Consider the following 20,622-nt stretch of genomic DNA (forward strand, 5'->3'; position numbering starts at 1 on the left):
GAGACGAACATGCAAGCCTTCACCGACCGCTGGGAACAGGGATTCGCCGCGCTCTACGACAACCGGGAACTGGCCGAGATCTCCTGGGTCACCACCTCGGTCAGCCCGGCGCTCCAGCAGCTCGTCATCGACGGGGTGATCCCGCGCGGCTCCGAGGTGGTCGACCTCGCCTGCGGACCCGGCGTCCACGCCGTCTTCCTGGCCCGCCACGGCATGCGCGTCACCGGCGTGGACCGGTCGGCCACCGCCCTGGCCAAGGCCCGGGAACTGGCCGGCTTCTACGACTGCGACCCCGCCTTCGTGGAGGGCGACATCCTGCGCACCCCGCTGCCGGACGGCTGCGCCGACGTGGTGCACGACTCCTTCGTCTACCACAACGTGCGCCCCGAGGCCCGGGGCGACTACCTCCGGGAGGCCGCCCGCCTGCTACGCCCGGGCGGCCTCTTCGTGCTGGTCGGCTTCTCCGACCGGATGTCCCCGGGCTCCGGGCCGATCCGGTTGACCTCCGACGACGTGGTCCGCCCGGCGCTGGAGCACTTCTCGATCGAGGAGCTGCGCCGCTTCCGGAACCTACCGACCGAGAAGCGCCCGGACCAGTGGCACTGGCTCGGCGTCTTCCGGCGCCGGTGACCGCCGCCGCGGCGGGGCCCGGGCGCTTCGCCGGGCAGACCGTGCTGCTGACCGGGGCGGGCCGGGGCATCGGGCGCGCCTGCGCCCTGGAGTTCGCCCGGGAGGGCGCCCGGCTGGCCCTGGCCAGCCGGACCCCGGCCCAACTGGAGCGGGTCGCCGCGGAGATCGGCGCGCTGACCGGCGTCCCGGCGCTGTGCGTGCCCTTCGACGTGTCGCGGGCCGAGCAGGTCCGGACCGGGGTGGGCACCGTGCTGGAGCGGCTCGGGCCGATCGACGTGCTGGTCAACTGCGCGGGTCTGTTCTCGATGGGCCCCTCGGAGTCCACCGCGGAGGCGGACTCGCGGGAGCTGCTGGCCACCAACGCGCTGGGCACCCTGCTGGTCTGCCAGGAGGTCGGCCGCGGCATGCTGGAACGCGGCCGGGGCCGGATCGTCAACTTCGCCTCGCTGCTGTCCTTCACGGCCTTCCCGGGGCGGGCCGCCTACGCCGCGAGCAAGGGCGCGGTCCTCCAGCTCACCCGGGTGCTCGGGGTCGAGTGGGCGGCGCGCGGGGTGAACGTCAACGCGGTGGCCCCCGGCATGATCCGGATCGAGACCAGGCACCCGGCCGTGGCGGCGGGGGAGTTGAGCGAGGACGAGATCCTCGGCCGGATCCCGATGCGGCGGCGCGGCCGGCCGGAGGACGTCACCGGGCCCGTCCTCTTCCTGGCCTCCGCGCAGGCCGACTACATCACCGGGCAGACCCTGGTGGTGGACGGCGGCTGGCTCAGCTACGGGTACCTGTGAGCGCCCGGCCCACGCACGTCCGGCCCACGGGGCCCCGACCCATCCGACCCCGGCCCGCGGGCCGGGGCGGGACCACAGGAGCGGAGAGCGGAGAACGCTGATGACCGACTACAGACACGCGCTCATCGGGTGCGGCCGGGTCGCGGCCAACCACGTGGACGGCTTCGGCCGGGTCCCCGGGTGGGTCCTCGCCACGGCCTGCGACCGGGAGCCCCACGTCAAGGAGTTCGCCCGCGAGCACGGGATCGCGACCGCCGCGCAGGACGTCGAGGAGGTGTTCGCGGACCCCGGGATCACCAGCGTCTCGATCGCGGTGGACCACGTGCAGCACGGGCCCCTGGTGGAGCGGGCGCTGGTGGCGGGCAAGCACGTCCTGGTGGAGAAGCCGCTCTGCCTGGACCCGGCGCAGGCCCGGCAGCTGGTCGCGCTGGCCGCCGAGCGGGGCCTGGTGCTCTCCACGGTCGCCCAGCACCGCTACGACCCGGTGGTGCGGGCGGTGCGGCAGTGGGTGGGCCGGGGGCTGCTCGGCCGGCTGGTCTTCGCCTCCGCGACCCTGCAGGCCCGGCGGGAGCCCGACTACTACACCGGGAGCTACTGGCGCGGCACCCGGCGGGGCGAGGGCGGCTCGGCCCTGATCAACCAGGGCTACCACTGCCTGGACGCGGTGCGCTGGATCTGCGGCGACCTCACCACGACGGCCGCCGTCCGCACCGCCGGGGTGCTGGGCGGCGTCATCGAGACCGAGGACACCCTCAGCGGCCTGCTGTCCGCCTCGGGCGTGCCGGTCACGCTCAACGTGACGGTGGCGAGCAGCGTGGAGTGGCGCACCCGGATCGAGATCGTCGGCGAGCTGGGCTCGGTGGTCTTCGACCTCGACCACCCGGGGCGGCTGCGGCGCTGGGACGGATCGGCGGAGCTGGTCCGCCTCGCGGAGCGGGAGAGCAGCCGGGGCCTGGCGGAGGAGCCGCCCGGGACGTCCTACTACGGCACCTCGCACCGCCGGCAGATCGCCGACTTCTGCCGCAGCGTCGCCGGCGGGGGCCCGATGCTCTCCTCCCCGGCCGATTCGGTGGGAACGCTGGAGACCATTCTCTCGCTCTACGCGCTGTCGTCCCGGTGAACGGACCGGAAAGCACGGACGGCACCGGGCCGGCGGGCCGCCCGACCCTACCGGGAGAGGAATTCCGCCGGAGCGGGCATCAGCGCGTCGAGGCATTCCTCGGCGGTTTTCCCGGCGCGGATGAATCCCCGTTCCTCTGCGCCGAGGAATCCCTCCTCGACCATCCGGTCGAGGAGGGCGATCAATGGGTCGAAGAATCCCGCGACATTGGCCAGGGCGACCGGCCGCCAGTGGAATCCCAATTGGTTCCAGGTGGAAACCTCCATGAGTTCGTCCATCGTTCCGTAGCCGCCGGGGAGGACGACGAAGGCGTCGGCCATTTCGTACATCAGCGCTTTCCGGGTGTGCATTCCCTCGACGACCAGGACCTCGCCCCGGGCGTCGTCGAGGCGCTCGCGCTCGTGCAGGGCGTCCGGGATCACGCCGAACACCTCGGCACCGGCCTCGTGGGCGGCCCGCGAGACGGCGCCCATCAGGCCCACGCCACCGGCCCCGTAGACCAGGCTCCCGCCCCGGCGGGCGATCGCCGCACCCAGGTCGCGGGCGGTCCGGAGGTACTCCGGCCGGCTGCCCGGACGGGAGCCGCAGAAGACGCCTATCCGGCTGGGCGCGGCCGGGGGAATTGTCACGGTGGATTCCTTCGCGGAGGGGGACCCGGTCCGGTCGGCGGGCTGAACGGTATTCATTCGACTCATCCCCAGCCCAGGTCGTCCCCGGAAATCCGGACGGACGCGTCAACGGCGGTGGCGCGCGGAGCGTGCGGGCCCTGGAGCGTGATCACGGCGCTCAGCACGGCACCTGCCGTGAGAGCGGCGCCGATGATCTGTCCCAGGCGGCGTGCGAAAGAGTTCATCGTGATCTCCAGTCATCCGAGGAGCGGCCGAATCGGCGGCCCGTGGGCTACCTTGCTACATGCCGGGTACGAGCCGAATGGACGGGGGCGCTCGGCATACTGCATTGCGCGTATCCGAGGGGATGACCAAAGTGGCAGATTCGGAGTTTCAGGACGACTTGGACACGATCGCCCTGAGCGAGGGTGCGCTCCGGGTCTACCTCCATGCCCTCGACCTCCCCGCTCCGCTGCGCTGCGACCGGGCCGGCGACGAGATCGGGATCGGCCCGGCGGAGTTCGACCTCGCGGTCGAACAGCTCCGGGCGCTGAAGCTGGTGAGCGCGCAACTGCTGTCCGAGGGCTTCATCGCCCCGGTCGCCCCCGACAGCGCCCGGGTCCAGCTGCTCTCGCCGCTGGTCCGGGAGCTGGAGCAGAAGCAGCGCACGGTGGACGCGGCCCGGGCGGTCTACGCCCGGCTGTCCGTCGAGTACCACCGCTCCACCACCCGCAGCGCCCGGGACGAGACGGTCACCGTGGTGCGCGAACTGCCGGACGTGCGACGGCTGATCACCGAGCTGTCGGCCGGCTGCACCCGCGAGGTGCTGACCGCCCAGCCGGGCGGCGGCCGCACCGAGGAGGTGCTGCGCGAGTCCCTGCAGCGCACCGAGAGCCTGCTGAACCGGGGGGTGCGGATGCGCACCCTCTACCAGCACACGGCCCGCTACAGCCCGCCGACCGCCGCCTACGTCGCCCACGTCACCGCGTACGGCGCGGAGGTGCGGACGCTGGGGACGGCTTCATGCGGATGCTCCTGTTCGACCAGGAGGTCGCCCTGATCGAGCTGAACGAGACGCCGGCCGGGGCGGTGCTGGTCCGCGAGCCCAGCATCGTGCACTTCATGTACGAGTCCTTCGAGCGGGCCTGGAGCCAGGCGACCGAGTTCGACGCGGACAACCACCCGGCGTCCGTGCGGCAGACCACCGACAACACCAAGGCGACGATCATCAGGCTGCTGGTCGACGGGGTCGAGGACAAGGTGGTGGCGCGGCGGCTGGGCATGTCGCTGCGGACCTGCCAGCGCCACGTGTCGGAGATCCTGCGCGACGTCGGGGCCAGGAACCGGCTCCAGGCCGGCTACCTGATTCACCGTTACGGCCTCGACCGGACGGACGCCCTTCCCGGGGAAACGGAAGGCGCCGGAGCGGAAGAGTAGGTGAACCGGAAATGTCGGCCCCCCGCTCGCCGGGTGCCGTCGCCCGCGATTCCCCCGGGGCGGTGCCCGCATCATGGCCGACTCGTCGGCAATTTTCATTGCAGTGAAATTTTCTTGCAGTAAAAACCTGGCTTCTGTACGTCAATAGTCGATTCCTGGCCGTGTCCTGCCGCGGCGCGGGTCGAACTAGCGGAAAAGGGGAGAACCCGCGTGAACGACGACCGACAGCTCCACGTCGACCTGCCGACCGCGCCGGACCGCGCCGGCGCACTCACCTGGGGGCAACTGGCCATCTGGGAGGTGCTCCACTGGCTCCCCCCGGGCGACACCACACTGACCCTCTCCACCGTGCTGCCGCTGCCCGCCGGGACGACACCGGAGCGGCTCACCGCGGCCCTGACCGCCCTCGTGGCGCGCCACGACGCGCTCCGGACGGTGTTCGAGGAGTCGGGCGGCGAGCCCCGGCAGACCGTGGTCGGCGGCGGCCGGATCACGGTCGACGTCCACGACGCCTCCGAGGGCGCCGCGGCCGAGACCGCCGAGAAGCTCCACCGCGAACTGCGCGGCCTCCCCTTCGACCTGGCCCGCGACCTGCCGCTCCGGGCCGTCCTGGTCACCGAGCGGGACACGCCCGCCGTGCTGGTCCTCGCCATCAGCCACATGTCCGTGGACGCCTGGAGCTTCCGCATCGTCCGGGAGGACCTGGAGACGCTGCTGGCCGGCGCGGAACTCCCCGCCCGGGGGCCGCAGCCGCTGGACCGCCTCGACTACGAGCGGTCCGACCTGGGGCGGCGGCGCGAGGAGCGGGCCCTGGCGCACTGGGCCGAACAGATCCGCGAGACCCCCGCCCCCATGCTCGCCGAACTCCCCCCGCCCTCCGCCCCGCACCTGCGCTGGGGCCGGATCGAGTCCCCCGCGCTCGCCGCGGCGGTCCGGCTGCTGACCGGCCGGGCCGGGGTCACCGGCCCGGTGGCGGTGCTGAGCGGGGTCACCCGACTGCTGGCCCGGTACACCGGACAGGACCAGGCCACCGTCCGGCTGATCGTGGCGACCAGGTTCAACGCCCGGAACCGGCGCTTCGTGGGCGCCTTCAACCAGAACGCCCTGCTCCGGGTCCCGTCCGTCGCCGACCCCTTCGACGACCACCTGCGCCGGACCTCGCTCGCGGCCCTGACCGCGTACCAGAACTGCGAGTACGACCCGCGGACGGTCGAGCGGCTCGTCCGCGAGACCGCCGCCGAACGCGGGGTGGCCGCGGGCGGCTACTGCTTCTTCAACGACATCAGCGTCGAACCCGCCAGGCGCCCCGGCACCGAGCCCCGGGCCGCGGACGCGCCGGACCCGCGCCCGCTGCGCGCCGAGACCGTGCTCTCCGTGCCCGACATGGACCAGGTGCCGATGGGGGCGACGTTCTTCCTCTTCCTGGAGCACATCGGCGAACGCGCCGTCCTGCAACTGTGCGCCGACGAGCGCTTCCTCGCCCCCCGCTCCGCGACCGAGTTCCTCGGCGACCTGGAGGACCTGCTGGTGTCGGCCGCCGTCACCCCGTCCGCCGCCGCGGGCTGACCCCGCGCCGCCGCGGGGCGCGGCCGACCGACCCGTCCGGTCGGCCGCACCCCGCGGCCGGTGTCACGGAGTGAGCCGGTTGGGGCCGCGGAAGAGGAACACGGCGTCGCGGATCGACTCCAGTCCGAGCATCACCATCAGCACCCGGCCCAACCCCAGGCCCAGCCCCCCGTGCGGCGGGCAGCCGTAGCGGAAGCAGTTCAGGTAGTCCTGGATCGGCTCGGTCCCCACGCCCTTCTCGGCGGCCTGCTTCAGCAGCACGTCGTACCGGTGCTCGCGCTGCGCCCCGGTGGTGATCTCCAGCCCCTTCCACAGCAGGTCGAAGCTGAGCGTCACCTCCGGCTGCTCGGGGGAGCGCATGTGGTAGAACGGGCGGATTCCGGCCGGGTAGTGGGTGACGAACACGAACTCGTGGCCGCTCCGCTCCCTGACGTGCGCGGCGAGCGCCCGCTCGCCCTCGGGGTCCAGGTCCTCCTTGAGCCCCTCCGGGTCCCAGCCCCCGGCCCGCAGCAGCCGCTGGGCCTCGGCCATCGTGATCCGGGGGAACGGCAGCTCCGGGACGACCACCTCCCGCCCGAAGTGCTCGCGGATCGCCGGCCCGTGGACCCGCGCCACCGCGGCCACGGCGTGGGCGAGCATCCGCTCCTCGAACGCCATCACGTCCTCGACGCCGTCGATCCAGGCCAGTTCGACGTCGACCCCGGTGAACTCGGTGGCGTGCCGGGAGGTGAACGACGGCTCCGCCCGGAACACCGGGCCGACCTCGAAGACCCGGTCGATGCCGGCCGCGATCGCCATCTGCTTGTAGAACTGCGGCGACTGGGCGAGGTAGGCGCTGCGGTCGAAGTACCCCAGCTTGAAGACCTCGGCCCCGGACTCGGAGGCGGTGCCCATCAGTTTCGGCGTGTGCATCTCGGTGCAGCCCTCGCCGTGCGCGAACTCGCGCATCGCCTGCTCGACCGTGGTCTGCACCGCGAACAGCAGTTGGGCGGCGGGCCGGCGGCGCACGTCCAGGAAGCGCCAGTCGAGCCGGTGCTCCGGCCCCGAGCGCTCGTCGATCGGCAGCAGCGGTTCGGCCCGGTTGAGGAGCTCGACGGCGTCCGGGACGATCTCCACCCCGCCCAGCTTGACGACGGGGTTGGCCACGACGCGGCCGGTGACCCGGACGGCGGACTCGACGGTGAGGTCCTCGATCGCCCGCTCCGTCCCGTCCCCTGGGCCGCCGCGCCGGTGGGTCACCTGGGCCGTGCCGGTGTGGTCGCGGACCAGGACGAACTGCATCGCGCGTTGCAACCGCAGGGTGTTGACCCAGCCGGAGACGGAGACGGTCCGTCCCACGTGCTCGTGCAGGTCGGCCACCGGGACGCGGGGGGTGTGGTGGATCATCGCAGTCCTCCATGGACTTCGGCTGACCCCTTGGAAGTGCGGGCGAGAAGGGCGACTCGCGGTGCCACCGCACTTTCGCCGCGACCTGAGCCGCGGCCTCATTCGGGCCCGGTGACGGGGGCTGGCCGGCGGGGCATTTCCTCCCCGCGCTCAGGAGTGTCTTCACCGCACAGTGCGAGACCGCCTTCCCAGCTGCCGGCGGTTCTCTCTGCTCGCACGGTCCTGCGGCTACTCGTCTCCCTCGTCGCGTTACCCACGAGGGTAGGGGAACTGACGAGGCGGCTGCAACGGTGTTCCCGGCCCGGCGGCATGTTCGCCGGAGACCGGGGCAGGCGGCTCCCCGTAAGCGCAACGAAGCGTACGAGGAGGCAGCGATGACCGAGGGCATGTGGGACTACACGGGCGCCGAGGGCTACACCACGGGTTCCGACCTGACGGGGTACCGGGTCGAGGCGACGGACGGCCACATCGGCAAGGTCGACAAGCACACCGTGGACGTCGGCGCGGGCTACCTCGTGGTGGACACCGGCCCGTGGATCTTCGGCCGCGAGGTGCTGCTCCCGGCGGGCACCGTCATCCGGGTCGACGACCAGGAGAAGGCGGTCTGGGTGAACCGCTCCAAGGACGAGGTGAAGAACTCGCCGGAGTACGACCGGGAGGCGCACGCCGACGACCCGGCCTACCGCCACCAGGTCGGCGGCTACTACGGCGGCACCGTCTGACCGCCTGACCCGTCCCGCCGGGGCCCCGCGTCTTCGGACGCGGGGCCCCGGCGCGTGCGCGGGGGGCGCCGTGACGGGGGAGGACTCCGCCGGCCCGGCCCCCGCGTTCACTCGTGGGGGTGAACAGTCGATCGGGGCCAAGCCGCGCCCGGTCCGGTGCCGAAGGACTCGCGAGTGGGGTGCGGAGTTGGCCGGGCCCCGGACCGAGACGAGGCATGATGGCCACAGAGCACATCGACTCCCGGCTGCTCGCGGAACTCACCGAGCAGTCGGAGGACTTGAACAGCGACGCGCAGCGGATCACCCGCGCCGCGCTGACCGGGTTCGAGCAGGTGACCGAACCGCGTCGGCGCTGGTGGCAGCGCGGCGGGGTGCTGGCCGGCGCGGCGGGCGCCGCCGCGTTGTGGGGCACCTCGCGGGCGCTGGCCGCCTCGGCCTCGGCGAGCGCGGACGACGTGATGGCGCTGCAGACCGCGGCGTCGATCGAGAACCTCGCGGTGAGCGTCTACCAGAGCGCCGCCGCCCTGCCGTTCATCAAGGACGGCAACAAGACGGTGGCCGCGTTCATCACCAAGACCACCGCCCAGCACCAGGCCCACGCCCAGGCCTTCAACTCCGCCGCCACCCAGGCCGGCGGCAAGGCCCAGAACCAGCCCGACCCGAAGTACAAGACGGTCGTCGACCAGACGCTGCCCACCATCAAGGGCCCCGCGGACGTGGTGAAGCTGGCCATCACCCTGGAGGACGTGGCCGCGCAGACCTACACCAAGAACGTCTCCCAGGTCTCCTCGCCCGAACTGCGCAAGCTCTTCGCCTCCGTGGCCCCGGTCGAGGCGCAGCACCGCGCGGTGCTGCTGGCCGTGCAGGCCCTGCTGGCGGGCAACGCCGCCGACCTGATCGCCATCCCCGTCGACCCGGCCAAGCTGCCCGCCGCCGCGGCAGCGTCGGCTTCCCCGACACCTTCTACAAGACCGAGAACGCTTCGCCGATCACCGAGGGGGCCGTCAAGTGAGCACCGACTGGGAACTGCCGATCAGCGAACAGCAGTTGGCGCGCCTGACGTGGGACATGGAGCAGGCCCACCGCGAGACCCTGCCCGCGATGCGGGCCGGCGCCCTCGACCTGGCCGCCGAGCTGCGCACCCGGCCCGCCCTCCAGGAGCCCGGCCCCGGCCGTCGGCGTTTCCTGCTGGGCGTGGGCGGGGCCGCCGCCGCGCTGACCCTGGCCGCCTGCTCCAGCGGCAAGTCCGCCACCTCACCCGCCCCGAACGCCTCCTCCGCGCCCGCCTCCGGCGCCGCGTCCGGCTCGGCGTCGGGCCAGTACACCGGGGACCTGAAGGTGGTGGCGCTGGCCACCGCGCTGGAGAACCAGGCCGTGGGCGCCTACCAGGCCGCCCTGGACGCCGCCAAGGCCGGCAAGCTCGGCACCGTCCCGCCCGCCGTGGCCACCTTCATCACCACCGCGATGGGCCAGCACGCCGACCACGCCAAGGCCTGGAACGCCGTGCTGACCGGCGCGGGCAAGCCCGCGATCACCGACGTCCCGCTCTCCAACCAGCCCGCCACCCTGGACGCCCTCGGCAAGGCCGCCACCGTCGGCGACGTCGCCCAACTCGCCCTCCAACTCGAGAACCAGGCCGCGCAGACCTACCTGTTCGCGACCTACAACGTCACCAGCCCCGGCGGCATCGCCACCGCCGCCACCATCGCCCCCGTCGAGGCCATGCACGCCGCCATCCTCCACTACGTCCTGGGCCAGTACCCCGTCCCCGACGACTTCCTCCCCGTCGACAAGGCCGCCAACCCCACCCTCCTCACCGTCTGAACGAGTCCCCCGCGCGCCGGACCCGGTACCCCCACCGGGCCCGGCACGCTGGGAACTCCGCCCGCGTCAAGGGAAGGCCCTTCCGTGACCCGCACCACCGGACGGCCGTCGGCCGCCCTCGTCCTCGCCGTCGCCCTCACCGCCGTCCTGGCCGCCGCCGGGTGCTCCAGCAGCGCCCCCGCCCCGTCGTCGACGTCCACCGGCCCGAGCGCCGCGGCCTCGAACAGCCCGGGCGCGCCCTCCGGCAGCACCGGCACCTCCAGCAGCAGCAGTTCCAGCAGCACCGCGGCGACCACCGTGTCGATCAAGGACTTCAAGTTCAGCCCCGACACCCTCACCGTCGCCCCCGGCGCCACGGTCACCGTCACCAACCAGGACTCCACCACCCACACCCTGACCTCGGCCGGTCAGAAGGCCTTCGACACCGGCAGCATCGCCCCCGGCGCCACCGCGACCTTCACCGCCCCGGACACCCCGGCCCCTACCCCTACCTCTGCACCATCCACCAGTTCATGACCGGCACCCTCACCGTCAAGTAGCCCCGGCCGTGACCCGCGGCGCCCGCCGCCCCCGACGGGAGGGCGGGCCCGGCACCGGGCGCGCTCCCGCGGTTGCCCCGTGCGGGTGACCCCCCGGCAGGTCGCGGCGGTGCCGGTCCCCGGCGGGGCGAACGGGCACCAAGGTGGTGCCGGGGTGTCTCGCCCCGATCCCCTCTTCCCCGCCGGGCCGGGCCCGTCGGCCGTGGACCGCCCGGCCGTCTCCCTGGAGGCCCGCGTGGAGGCAGCGCGATTCCTTGCCAGAACAGGTGCCGCCGCGGCGGCCACCCTGTGCCTGCTGGCGGTCGGCGCACCCGCCGCCGACGCCCACCCGCTGGGCAACTTCTCCCTCAACCACTACCTCGGCCTGACCGTCCGGCCCGACACCGTCGAGGCCCTCGCCGTCACCGACGCCGCCGAGATCCCCACCCTCCAGGAGCAGCCGAAGATCGACCGCGACGGCGACGGCACCGCCGACGACGCCGAACGCGCGGCCTGGGCGGACGCGCAGTGCGGCCTGACGGTCCAGCACCTCCGGGTGACGGCCGGTCCGGACGCGACGCCGCTGACCTGGCGGACCGACTCGGCGCGGTTCCGCTACGAGGACGGCTCGGCCGGCCTGCGCACCAGCCGGCTCGAATGCGTGCTCCACGCCGACCTGCGGCTGCCCGCCGCCGGGAGCGAGATCCTGGTGACCGCCGGGAACGACCCGGGCCGGGTGGGCTGGAACGAGATCACCGCGCGCGGCGACGGCGTGACGCTGAACGGCTCCGACGTCCCGGCCGAGTCGGTCTCCAAGGAACTGCGGGACTACCCGAGGGACCTGCTGGACAGCCCCAGCGGCGTCACCCACGCCCGGTTCCTGGCCCGGCCCGGTGGCGCCGCCGCACCCGCCGGGGCGGCGGCCGTCCGGGCGGACGGCTCCGGGCCGACCGCCTGGCTGGCCGGCCTGAACACCCGCCTCGCCGGGATCGGCGCCGCCGAGCGGCTGACCGTCCCGCTGGGCCTGCTCGCGGTCCTGCTCTCCCTCGTGCTCGGCGCCGGTCACGCCCTGCTGCCCGGGCACGGCAAGACGGTGATGGCGGCCTACCTGGCCGGCCGGCGCGGGCGCACCCGCGACGCCGTCACCGTCGGCGCGACCGTCACGGTGACCCACACCGCCGGGGTCATCGTCATCGGCCTGGGCCTGACCACGTTCTCCTCGCTGGCCGGCGACGTGCTGCTGGGCTGGCTGGGCGTGCTCAGCGGCGCGCTGGTCGTCCTGGTGGGAGCCGGCCTGCTGCGCGACGCCGTCCGCCGCTCCCGCCAGGCCCGCACGCACGGCCGCCTCCCGCACCCCCAACCGGGCGCCGACGACGCCGAGGCCAGGGAGTCCAGGGAACTCGCCCACGCCGCCGCCCACGCCGCAGGCACCCCGCACGACCACGACCCGCACCCCGAACCGGACGGCCACCACCCGCACGCCGAGACCCACCACGGCCACGCGCACACGGCGGTCGCCGAGCACGACCACGGCCACGCGCACACGGCGGTCGCCGAGCACGACCACGAGCACCCGCACAGCCACGATCACGATCACGACCACCCGCACGATCACGACCATGACCACAGCCATGACCACGACCACGACCACGGTCATGACCACGGCGGACACCTGACGCACGGTCACCACGGTCACCACGGCCACCGCCACGGCCTGTTCGGCGGCCACCACCGGCACGACCACGCCGCCGCCACGAGCCGGCGCAGCCTGATCGGTCTCGGCATCGCCGGCGGCCTGGTCCCCAGCCCGTCCGCGCTGGTGGTGCTGCTCGGCGCGATCGCCCTCGGCCGGACGCTGTTCGGCGCGGCCCTGGTGGTCGCGTACGGCGTGGGCATGGCCGCGACCCTCACCGCCGTCGGCCTGCTGCTGGTCCGGGTCGGCGACCGGCTGGCTGCGGTGCGGAGCGGGTCGGTCGCCGGGCGCATCCACCGGCTCGCCCCGTACAGCGGGCTGCTCACCGCGCTGCTGATCCTGACCGTCGGGCTGGGACTGGTCGTCCGCAGCCTGCCCTCGACCCTCTGAACCACCCGTACCCGTCGGAGGAAGACCCCCGTGGACCGCAGCCGTACCCGCCCGACCCGCCCCACCCGCCCGTTCCTGCTCCTCGCCGTCGCCGCCGCAGCCGCCGCGCTGCTCACCGGCTGCGGCGGCGGGGAGCAGGACGGGAGCTTCGACGCCCAGCCCGGCACGCCGTCGCCGAGCTGCCTCCCGCACCAGAGCCGGGAACCGGGCACCAGGTACACCGGCGGTGAGAAGTCCGATCCGACGGCCGTGCTGGAGATGATGCGGTTCTACACCGCCAACGGGACCAAGACGTACTGTGACGGCAAGCCGCCGACGGCCGTCGACCGCCGGTGGACGGAGCTGTACACCGGTCTGGGCGGCGACGCGGGACACGTGGCGGCGCCGCCGCCGAAGTGACGGCCCCGGCGGGCCCGGGGCTCAGCTCCCGGGCGCGAGTTCGGCCAGGGCGGCGCGGGCGGCGGGGGCGTGCAGGGGGTGGAAGGCGGGGTCGGTCGCCAGCGCCGTCCCGAACTCGGTGCGGGCCTCGTCGTTCCGGCCGAGCGCGCGCAGGATCACCGCGCGGTGGTAGTGGAAGAGTGCGTTGCGGGTGCCGAGCGCGAGCGCCTGGTCGGACTCCCGCAGGGCCTCCGTGTCGCGGCCGGCGGCGTGCAGGGCCCAGGCGTAGGCGTCGTGGGTGTCCAGGAACGGGCGGGTGCGCAGGCCCTGTTCGGCGATCGCGACGGCGGTGGCCGGGTCGCCGTGGTCGGCCTCGAACAGGGCGGCGTCGGCGTCGAGTGCCACGCCGTTGTCGGTGAACAGCTTCCACTCGGCGCGCAGCACCCGGTACTGCTCCTCGGCCTCCGCGGTGCGGCCCAACGACTGGAGCAGCTCGCCGAGTTCGAGGACGTACTCGGGCTGCGGCACCTGGGCGGTCGCCCGCCGGAGGTCGGCGACGGCCTCGTCGCTGCGGCCGAGCGCGGCCTCGGCCCGGCCCCTGGCCTCCAGCAGCGAGGCGGTGCCGGGGGCGGCGCGCAGGCCCGTCTCGGCCTGGGCGAGGGCGGTGGCCGGGTCGCCGCCGCCGAGCGCCAGCAGGCTGAGGTGGTAGAGCGCGAAGGCCCGGTCGGCGGCGGTGTTGGCGTCGTCGAGGGCGCGTTTCATGAGCGCGGTGGCCGCGGCGGTGTCGCCGCGCAGCTCCCAGGTGTAGGAGGCGCGGGCGAGGGAGGGGGTGCCTGGCTTGAGGTCGACCATGCGCTGCGCGGCGTCGAACGACTCGGGGTAGCGGCCGAGTTGGGTGCAGGCGTCGGCGAGCGTCCCGTAGAGGGTGGAGTTGTCGGGGTTGATCGCGATCGCCCGCTGCGACCAGTCGAGGGCCGCGGTGAAGTCGTGGCGGGCGCCGGTGAGGGCGGCCATGCCGGCCATCGCGGTGAAGTTGCCGTCGGGGTCGGTCCGCAGCGAGCGGGTGAGGACGTCCTCCGCCTTCGGGTAGTACGACGGGTCGGCGGTGATCTTGGCCTGCTGGACGTACGCCAGGCCCAGGGAGGCCATCGCGAGGGCGTCGTCGGGCGTGCTCCGCAGGTGCTCCTGCAACCCGCGGATGTCCCCGGCCAGACCGGTGTCGGCGGTGTCCTGGCCGGGGGGCCGCTCCGGGGCCGGGGCACCGCCGCGCTGCGGGGCGAGGCCGAGGCCGCCGGCCAGGAACAGGCCCACGCCGAGGGCGGTGGCGACGGCGGCGGGCAGCAGACGGCGGCGTCGGTTCACTGCGGTACTCCGGGGTGCTGGGTGGGCGGGGGCGTTCCGCCGGTCGGGGCGGCGGAGGCGGCGGCCTGCGCCGGGACGGCGAAGACCACCAGGTTGGCGGGGTAGGCGTGCTGTCCGTGGTCGTAGACGCCGTCGCAGGTGATCAGGCGCAGGCTCGGTCCGGGGGTGTCGCCGAAGACCTGCTCGGCGGGGAACCCCTGCTTGTCGTAGCTGCGCAGGGCCTGGACGGTGAAGGCGGTGCTCGTCCCGTCCGCCGCCAGGACGTCGATGCCGTCGCCCGGACGCAGCACGGACAGGCCCGCGAACACCGCCGGGCCGGTCAGGGAGTCGACGTGGCCGACGATCACCGCGGTCCCGGGGCCGCCCGGGGCGGGGCCCTGGCTCCACCAGCCCGCGACGTCCGGGTCCGCGGGCGCGGCGAGGTGCCCGTCCTCCTGCACCTGGAGGTCACTGAGCCCGGTGTCGACACCGATCCGGGGAATGCGCAGCCGGACGGGCGGAGCGACCGGCGCGCGGCCGGCCTCCGACGCGGTCGGCGCGGCGACGGGTGCCGCGCCGTGCACGGTGGCGGGCAACTCGCCGACGTCGACGCCCTGCGCGACGGCGGGCACCGCCGGACGGTCGACGACGGCCGCCACCCCGAGCCCGGCCAACGCCAGCCCCGCCGCCACCGCACCCACCCCCACCACCCGCCACGGCCCGAACGCCCGGACGGCGGCCCGGGCCCGGCCGGTGACCGTCTCACCGCGTTGCCCGCCCGGGTCGGCGAGCGGGCGGATCTCCTGCGTGCGGGTCAGGGCGTCGCGGCCGGCGGCCCCGGCTCGCGCCACGCCCGCACCGACCCGGCCGACGACCGTCTCGCCGCGCTCCCGATCCGGGTCGGCGGGCGGGCGAGCCTCCTGCGTACGGGTCAGGGCGCTGCGGACGGCGGCCCCGGCTCGCGTCGCGGCGGCACGGGCCCGATCGACGACCGTCTCGCCGCGTTCCTCACCCGGGCCGGCGGGCGGGCGGACTTCCTCCGCGCGGGTCGGGGCGTCGCGGCCGGCAGCGCTGTCCCGTGTCGCGGCCTCGCTGTCCCGCGTCGCGGCCGCACCGGTCCGGTCGGTGGCCGTCCCGCCCTGCTCCGCACCCGGGCCGACCGGCGGACGGCTCTCCCGTGCGCGGGTCAGGGCGGCGCGGACGGCTGCTGCGGCGGCGCCGGCCCGGGTGAGGGCGGCCCGGGCCCGCACGACGGCCGGCCGGCCGCTCGCGGGGAGCGGCCGGCCGGCCCGTTCGGGCGGTGTCACGAGCGGGCGGAGCGGCGGCGCAGCGCCAGCACGCCCGCCGCCGACACCAGCACGCCACCGGCCATCGCGGCTGCGCCGGCGACCGGGAAGCCGCTGACGGACAGCCCGCCGAAGCCGGCCTCGACGGAGCCGCCCGGGTTGTCGGAGACGGCCTGGTTCACGGCGGCGGTGTTCGGCAGCGCCACGTAGGGGAAGTGGTGGCCGAAGGCGTGGTCGTTGGCGTTCACGCCGTCACCGGCGGCCAGCGCGGGCACCAGGGTCCCGGTCTGCGCGGCGCCCTCGGCGGCCTGCAGGGTGATGTCGACGACGTCGTCGGCCAGGCGGCGACCGTTGGGGAAGCCCGCCAGGTCACCGGCGAGCACGCCGAGCCGGTTGGGGGCGGCGGCCGGGGCGACGCCCATGTTCAGGCGCAGCTCCTCGGAGGGCACGAAGGCGTCCTTCTTGACGTCCTTGTTGAGCAGCTGCGAGTTCAGGTCGGCCTGGACCGGCCCGCACGCCTTGCAGATGCCGGTCAGGAAGATCTCCACCAGGTCGTTGCGCGGCGCCGCCGGGGCGGGGATGCCGTAGATGCTCTGGACGAGCTTGGGCACGATCGGGTCCTTGACCTTGTCGACCACGGGGGTGACGGTGTGGTCCTGGTCCGGGGTCAGCGCGTTGAAGGCGTCCTTGTACTTGATCGGCACGACGACCTCGTTGACGAGCGGGTTGCCCAGCCGGGACACCTGCCGCCAGTCGCCCTCGGCCTTGCCCTCGCCGCCCTTGTTCCCGCCGCCCTTGCCCTCGCCGCCCTTGTCCGCGCCGGCCTTGCCCTCGCCGCCCTTGTCCGCGACGACCGCGCCCTTGCGGTCGGTGGTGGACCACACCCCGATCACCGGGTTGCGCTCGGCGTCGCCCTTCAGCGCCAGGCTCGTCTTCGGCACCTGGATGGCGATGGTGTTGACGTTGTAGCCGGTCAGGGTGTCGTGGCCGGACTCCTTGAGGTTCCCGCCGTAGAGCAGGTCGAAGACCCGCAGGTCGAGGAAGAACGGGTCGTCGGCCTGGCCGGCGAAGGTCTGCCCGCCGTCGGGGAGGTCCACGACGGCCTGCTTGCGCAGCGAGCCGTAGTCCGGCATCGACGCCTTGCCGACGTTCGACGGCGCGACGGGGGCGTCCTTGAGCAGGACCTTGCACTTCCCGTCCGGGCCGGTGACCGTGAGGGTGTAGGTCTGGCGGTAGTTCAGGTTCGGGTCGTCCAGCGACTTCACCACGCCGGTGTTGTACAGGAACTGGTTGGCGTCGTCGCGGTAGTGGCTGGCGAACGCCCAGGTGTAGGTGGTGTCGGGCTTGCCGTCGCCGTCGCTGTCGATCTTGATGGTGTAGTGCGCGTCGTCGGCGAACGGATAGAAGTTCGGGCCGCCGTTCGGCTCCTCGAACGGAATCCAGTTCGCCACCAGGGTGACGGTGTCGGGCTTGTCCGGGCTGACGAACGCGTACACGTCCGTGTTGTCGGCCCGCGGGTCGCCCGAGATGAGCGGCGCCTCCCGGTGGCTGGAGGCGTGGCCCACGCCGGGGGCGAGGCCGACGAGGGCGCCGGCGGCGGCGAGGGCCAGCACCCCGAGGCCCGCCATGGGCTTCTCGGAACGGCGGGCGAGGGAGGACAGCTTCGAGGACGGCGGACGCTGCATGATCTGCGCTTTCGTGAGGGGGACCCGGATCGCACCGCGCGGCCCCGTGGGAAAGGGGACCGCGCGTTCCGAACCGCCGGCTCCGGTGGCGGCGGTCGGGGGCAGACCTGAGAACCCGTCAGATGACCGCAGGTGTAAGCCCGAGATAAGAGCACCACGGCCCCGTCCCGGCCGCGCTCGTTGCTGGGCCGTCAGGGAGGTGTCGGTCGGACGCGGCACTCGATGGGGGTAGTCCCGGCCCCCGCCGGGTCAGCGGCAGCCGTCGTGCGGGCGCGGCGGGACCAGCCAGCCGCGGGCCTGGGCGGCCATGCCCGCGCTGAACCGGCTGGTGGCGTCGAGCTGCTCCAGCAGCTCCCGGACGATGCGGCGCATGGTGCGGGAGGAGACGCCGATCTCCCGGGCGATCGCCTCGTCCTTGTAGCCGAGCTGCATCAGGCGCAGCACCTGGTACTGGCGCGCGGTGGGGCCGGTGCGGGTGGGCGGGGCGAGTTCGGCCGGCCGGGCGTCCTGCCAGCAGAACTCGAAGGTCTGCGCGAACAGGCTGACCAGGTCGGGGTTGCGCACCACTGCGACCGCGGGCTCCGCACAGTCCCCGCCGGCCCCGCCGGCCCCGCCGGTCGGTGCCGGGACCAGGGCGAGGCCGGTGTCGAGCACGGTCAGCCGGTAGGGGAGGGTCGCCGAGGTGCGGATCTGCGCGCCCGCCCGGCGCAGCGCCTTCAGGTGGGCCCGGCCGCGCGGCACCCGGAGCAGCGACTCGCTGTGGATGGTCCGGACGGCCACCCCGCGCCCCAGCACCTCCTCGTCCCGGCGGCGGGCGGCCAGCAGCAGCGACGCCGGCAGCGGCGTCCCGGGGTGCATGCTGAGGATTCGGCCGGTGGCCGTCGCGACGGTGTCCTCCAGCAGCTGCCGGACCTCGGACTCGCCCCGGAACACCTCCACTCCGTGACCGCTCAGCCGGTCCAGGTGGGCGGGGAGCGCGCCGGTCCGGATCTCGGCCAGTCTGCGGTCCAACTCGTCGACCTTGCAAGCCAGTTCGCCGATGGCCTGGCGGGCCGAGTGGAGGATGCGGCCCATCTGGGCCTCGGGTAACGACGGCTCGCGCCGGTCGGGCTGAAGCTGCATGAGCGCGCCCCCAGGTCTTCTCGACACCCCCGTATCGACTGCGACCGGTGCGCGGTCCCCGAGGGGGCGCGCACGGTCGGTTGCACCGCGTGCACGAACAGCAACCATGCTGCGCCACGGTCCGCGAGCCGAACAACCCACATCTCAGCCATCGGACAGCGGTGCGATGTGGCCTGCGTCACAGCGCGGGGTGCGGCTGCTTCGTGCTCCGACGGCCGGTCGGGGCCATGGCCGGACTGAGCCATCGGCGTTCGCTGGACAGCCTCGGCGGTCGGCTGGTTGGTTTGCGAGTGGCCGCTGAGTGGTCGGTACCGTCTCACCATGAGAGACGGATCGTGGACACACACCGACGGGCGGGGTTCCACCACGGCCGTTCTCCGACGCGCCGAGCCGTGACCCGGTCGACCCGCGCCGACCCGGAACGCCGATCCGATCCGGGGCCGACCCCGTTCCCCGAGGTGCATCACCACCGATCCGAGAACGCGAGAGGACCTATGGGCGTCGAAGAGTTGACCAATCCGCTGCTGGCCGGGTTCTGGAACGAGACGCGCCTGCGATCGAACCTGGAGGCCGTCTCCCCGGCCGCCGGCCGGCCCGACCCGGGCCTGAGCGTCCAGTGGACGCGGATCGCCGCGGCCCTCGGCCTGGGGTACGGCGAACGCTCGGGCGCGGTGATCACCAAGGGCAAGACCCTGATGCGGGCCCGCACCACGCCGTCCGCCGGGGCGCTCTACCCCTTCGAGGTGCTGGTGGCGTTCCAGGACGGCCCCGCGTACGCGCTCTACCACTACGACGCGGCCGGTTGCAGCCTGCGCCGACTGGCCGCCGTCGGCCGCCGCGACCTGGCCGACCTGCTGGCCGGCTCCGCCCGGCCCACCGACCCGCTCGCCGCCGATCCGCTCACCGCCGACCCGCTCGTCGCCGATCCGCTCGCCGCCGACGGCGCGCACCCCGCCGAACTGCCCGCCGCCGTGGTCGCGGTGGTCGCCCGGCCCTGGCACGCCATGCGCAAGTACGGGCGGCGCGGCTACCTCTACACCCACCTCGACAGCGCCCACGCCGCCACCAACATCGCGCTGGCCGCCGCCGACGCCGGTTTCGCCCCCGCCGTCCGGCTGCGCTTCGACCGCCGCGCCCTGTCCCGGCTCTTCGGCCTGGAGAACCTCTGCCGGGAACCCCAGGCGCTGGTCACCCTGACCGCCCCCGCCGGGCCCGCGCCGACCGGGCCCGCGGCCGTCGGGCCCGGCCGCGCCCCGCGGACCAACCCGTTCGCGGTGCCGATCTGGTGGCACGACGGCGGCCGCGGCCTGGAGCAGCCCGACGGGCCCGAACGCGAAGCCTGGGACCTGGTCAGCCCGGTCAGCACCTACCACCAACCCCGCGACCTGGCCCGGCGGTTCGGCACCACCCCGGCGATCCGCCCGGCCGCCGCCGGTACCGCGCCGCTGGCGCTGACCGGCCGGGACGCCGACCCGCTCGCCGACTTCGGCGCGGTCGTGCTCGACCGGCAGTCCGCCAAGGGCTTCCTGGCGAAACCGCTCGACGCCGACGCGCTCGGCCGGGCGCTGGCCGCCGTCCGCGGCGGCATCGCCGTCGACTGCGCCGACGGGCCGCTGGCCGGGCTGCGGCTGCTGGTCCGCAACGTCGACGGACTGCCGGCCGGCGCCTACGAGTACGACCCGGACGGGCACCGGCTGCTGCCGGTCGGCGGTGACGGCGGCTCGGAGGAGGCGGTGGTCGCGGCCTGCATGAACCAGGGCGTGGCGGCCGGCTGCGCCGCCCTGGTCGCCCTGCACGCCCCGGTCCGCCAACTGCTCGGCGAACGCGGCCAGCAGGGCCTGGCCGAACTGCACTTCCACGCCGCCAGCGCCGCCCAGCGGCTCTGCCTCGGCGCCGCCGCGCAGCACGTCGGGATCACCTGCCTGGGCGGCTTCGACGCCGGCCGGATCGCCGAACTCGCCCTGCTGGACGACCAGGAGGAGGTCATCTACGTCGTCGCGGTCGGCGTCGCCGACGAGAACGCCGTCAAGTGGGACCGGGCCCCGATCGCCTACAGCCACGCCCGCGACCCCCGGCAGCAGCCCGGCTGAGCCCGGCACGGACCGGACCCGCGGCCGAGCCGGACGCCGGC

Annotated in this window: 19 protein-coding genes and 1 pseudogene; 13 read left to right on the forward strand and 7 right to left on the reverse strand. The window is 74.3% G+C overall.

The window, feature by feature from the left end; all coding sequences use genetic code 11:
* Window positions 1-9 precede the first annotated feature (9 nt).
* The 3 genes from QMQ26_RS27400 (at window position 10) to QMQ26_RS27410 (ending at window position 2,535) form a co-directional block, all read left to right on the forward strand.
* The gene (locus QMQ26_RS27400) at window positions 10-630 is read left to right on the forward strand and encodes a class I SAM-dependent methyltransferase (RefSeq protein ID WP_282203041.1); all 621 of its coding nucleotides are present in this window, start codon (window positions 10-12) and stop codon (window positions 628-630) included.
* Window positions 627-1,415 carry an SDR family NAD(P)-dependent oxidoreductase gene (locus QMQ26_RS27405; RefSeq protein ID WP_282203042.1) on the forward strand — a complete coding sequence of 263 codons (789 nt, stop codon included), beginning with the start codon at window positions 627-629 and terminating at the stop codon, window positions 1,413-1,415. Before QMQ26_RS27400 ends, QMQ26_RS27405 begins: the two co-directional genes overlap by 4 nt.
* A gap of 100 nt (window positions 1,416-1,515) precedes the next feature.
* On the forward strand, window positions 1,516-2,535 hold the full coding sequence (locus tag QMQ26_RS27410; protein WP_100839942.1) for a Gfo/Idh/MocA family protein: 1,020 nt from the start codon (window positions 1,516-1,518) through the stop codon (window positions 2,533-2,535).
* A 47-nt stretch (window positions 2,536-2,582) separates the two neighbouring features.
* Here QMQ26_RS27410 and QMQ26_RS27415 read toward each other — a convergent pair whose 3' ends face one another.
* Complete coding sequence (locus QMQ26_RS27415; protein ID WP_100839941.1) at window positions 2,583-3,221, reverse strand: LOG family protein; 639 nt, start codon at window positions 3,219-3,221, stop codon at window positions 2,583-2,585.
* Between the two features lie 5 nt (window positions 3,222-3,226).
* Entirely contained in the window at window positions 3,227-3,388 is a 162-nt protein-coding gene (locus QMQ26_RS27420) for a hypothetical protein (protein WP_282203043.1), read from the reverse strand.
* Between the two features lie 158 nt (window positions 3,389-3,546).
* Here QMQ26_RS27420 and QMQ26_RS27425 point away from each other — a divergent pair, with 158 nt between their 5' ends.
* From QMQ26_RS27425 to QMQ26_RS27435, 3 genes are all read left to right on the forward strand, one after another.
* A complete protein-coding gene (locus tag QMQ26_RS27425) occupies window positions 3,547-4,203 on the forward strand; it encodes a hypothetical protein (protein ID WP_282203044.1) in 657 nt (218 codons plus the stop codon).
* Window positions 4,167-4,580, forward strand: coding sequence for a helix-turn-helix domain-containing protein (locus QMQ26_RS27430; RefSeq protein ID WP_282203045.1), 414 nt, complete (start codon window positions 4,167-4,169; stop codon window positions 4,578-4,580). The genes QMQ26_RS27425 and QMQ26_RS27430 overlap by 37 nt, the downstream gene beginning before the upstream one ends.
* Before the next feature lie 210 nt (window positions 4,581-4,790).
* Window positions 4,791-6,146, forward strand: a complete 1,356-nt coding sequence (locus QMQ26_RS27435) for a condensation domain-containing protein (RefSeq protein WP_282203046.1) — start codon at window positions 4,791-4,793, stop codon at window positions 6,144-6,146.
* A 63-nt stretch (window positions 6,147-6,209) separates the two neighbouring features.
* On the opposite strand, the gene aspS is transcribed toward QMQ26_RS27435, so the two are convergent.
* Complete coding sequence (gene aspS / locus QMQ26_RS27440) at window positions 6,210-7,532, reverse strand: aspartate--tRNA(Asn) ligase (RefSeq protein ID WP_100839938.1); 1,323 nt, start codon at window positions 7,530-7,532, stop codon at window positions 6,210-6,212.
* Window positions 7,533-7,906: 374 nt separating this feature from the next.
* On the opposite strand from aspS, the gene QMQ26_RS27445 reads away from it, so the two are divergent.
* The 6 genes and pseudogenes from QMQ26_RS27445 (at window position 7,907) to QMQ26_RS27470 (ending at window position 13,078) form a co-directional block, all read left to right on the forward strand.
* Window positions 7,907-8,254 (forward strand): PRC-barrel domain-containing protein, encoded by a 348-nt coding sequence (locus QMQ26_RS27445; protein ID WP_100839937.1) that lies wholly within the window; start codon window positions 7,907-7,909, stop codon window positions 8,252-8,254.
* Between the two features lie 458 nt (window positions 8,255-8,712).
* Window positions 8,713-9,054: pseudogene (locus QMQ26_RS38385) on the forward strand (ferritin-like domain-containing protein); the annotation flags it as partial.
* 208 nt (window positions 9,055-9,262) lie between these two features.
* On the forward strand, window positions 9,263-10,078 hold the full coding sequence (locus QMQ26_RS27455; protein WP_282203048.1) for a ferritin-like domain-containing protein: 816 nt from the start codon (window positions 9,263-9,265) through the stop codon (window positions 10,076-10,078).
* Window positions 10,079-10,162: 84 nt separating this feature from the next.
* On the forward strand, window positions 10,163-10,594 hold the full coding sequence (locus tag QMQ26_RS27460) for a cupredoxin domain-containing protein (protein ID WP_282203049.1): 432 nt from the start codon (window positions 10,163-10,165) through the stop codon (window positions 10,592-10,594).
* A 258-nt stretch (window positions 10,595-10,852) separates the two neighbouring features.
* Entirely contained in the window at window positions 10,853-12,679 is a 1,827-nt protein-coding gene (locus tag QMQ26_RS27465; protein WP_282203050.1) for a nickel/cobalt transporter, read from the forward strand.
* A gap of 30 nt (window positions 12,680-12,709) precedes the next feature.
* Window positions 12,710-13,078, forward strand: a complete 369-nt coding sequence (locus QMQ26_RS27470) for a hypothetical protein (protein WP_282203051.1) — start codon at window positions 12,710-12,712, stop codon at window positions 13,076-13,078.
* A 21-nt stretch (window positions 13,079-13,099) separates the two neighbouring features.
* Here QMQ26_RS27470 and QMQ26_RS27475 read toward each other — a convergent pair whose 3' ends face one another.
* The 4 genes from QMQ26_RS27475 to QMQ26_RS27490 form a co-directional block, all read right to left on the reverse strand.
* Window positions 13,100-14,419, reverse strand: a complete 1,320-nt coding sequence (locus QMQ26_RS27475; RefSeq protein WP_282203052.1) for a tetratricopeptide repeat protein — start codon at window positions 14,417-14,419, stop codon at window positions 13,100-13,102.
* Window positions 14,416-15,705: a class F sortase gene (locus QMQ26_RS27480; RefSeq protein WP_282203053.1), complete on the reverse strand. Its 1,290-nt coding sequence runs from the start codon at window positions 15,703-15,705 to the stop codon at window positions 14,416-14,418. Before QMQ26_RS27480 ends, QMQ26_RS27475 begins: the two co-directional genes overlap by 4 nt.
* A complete protein-coding gene (locus QMQ26_RS27485) occupies window positions 15,702-17,369 on the reverse strand; it encodes a DUF4331 domain-containing protein (protein WP_282203054.1) in 1,668 nt (555 codons plus the stop codon). Before QMQ26_RS27485 ends, QMQ26_RS27480 begins: the two co-directional genes overlap by 4 nt.
* A 249-nt stretch (window positions 17,370-17,618) precedes the next feature.
* Window positions 17,619-18,443, reverse strand: coding sequence for a helix-turn-helix transcriptional regulator (locus QMQ26_RS27490; protein WP_282203055.1), 825 nt, complete (start codon window positions 18,441-18,443; stop codon window positions 17,619-17,621).
* A 542-nt stretch (window positions 18,444-18,985) separates the two neighbouring features.
* Here QMQ26_RS27490 and QMQ26_RS27495 point away from each other — a divergent pair.
* A complete protein-coding gene (locus tag QMQ26_RS27495) occupies window positions 18,986-20,581 on the forward strand; it encodes a nitroreductase family protein (protein ID WP_282203056.1) in 1,596 nt (531 codons plus the stop codon).
* The last annotated feature ends 41 nt before the right edge of the window (window positions 20,582-20,622 follow it).

The sequence above is a fragment of the Kitasatospora fiedleri genome, assembly GCF_948472415.1.
GTDB classification, from domain to species: Bacteria; Actinomycetota; Actinomycetes; order Streptomycetales; family Streptomycetaceae; genus Kitasatospora; species Kitasatospora fiedleri.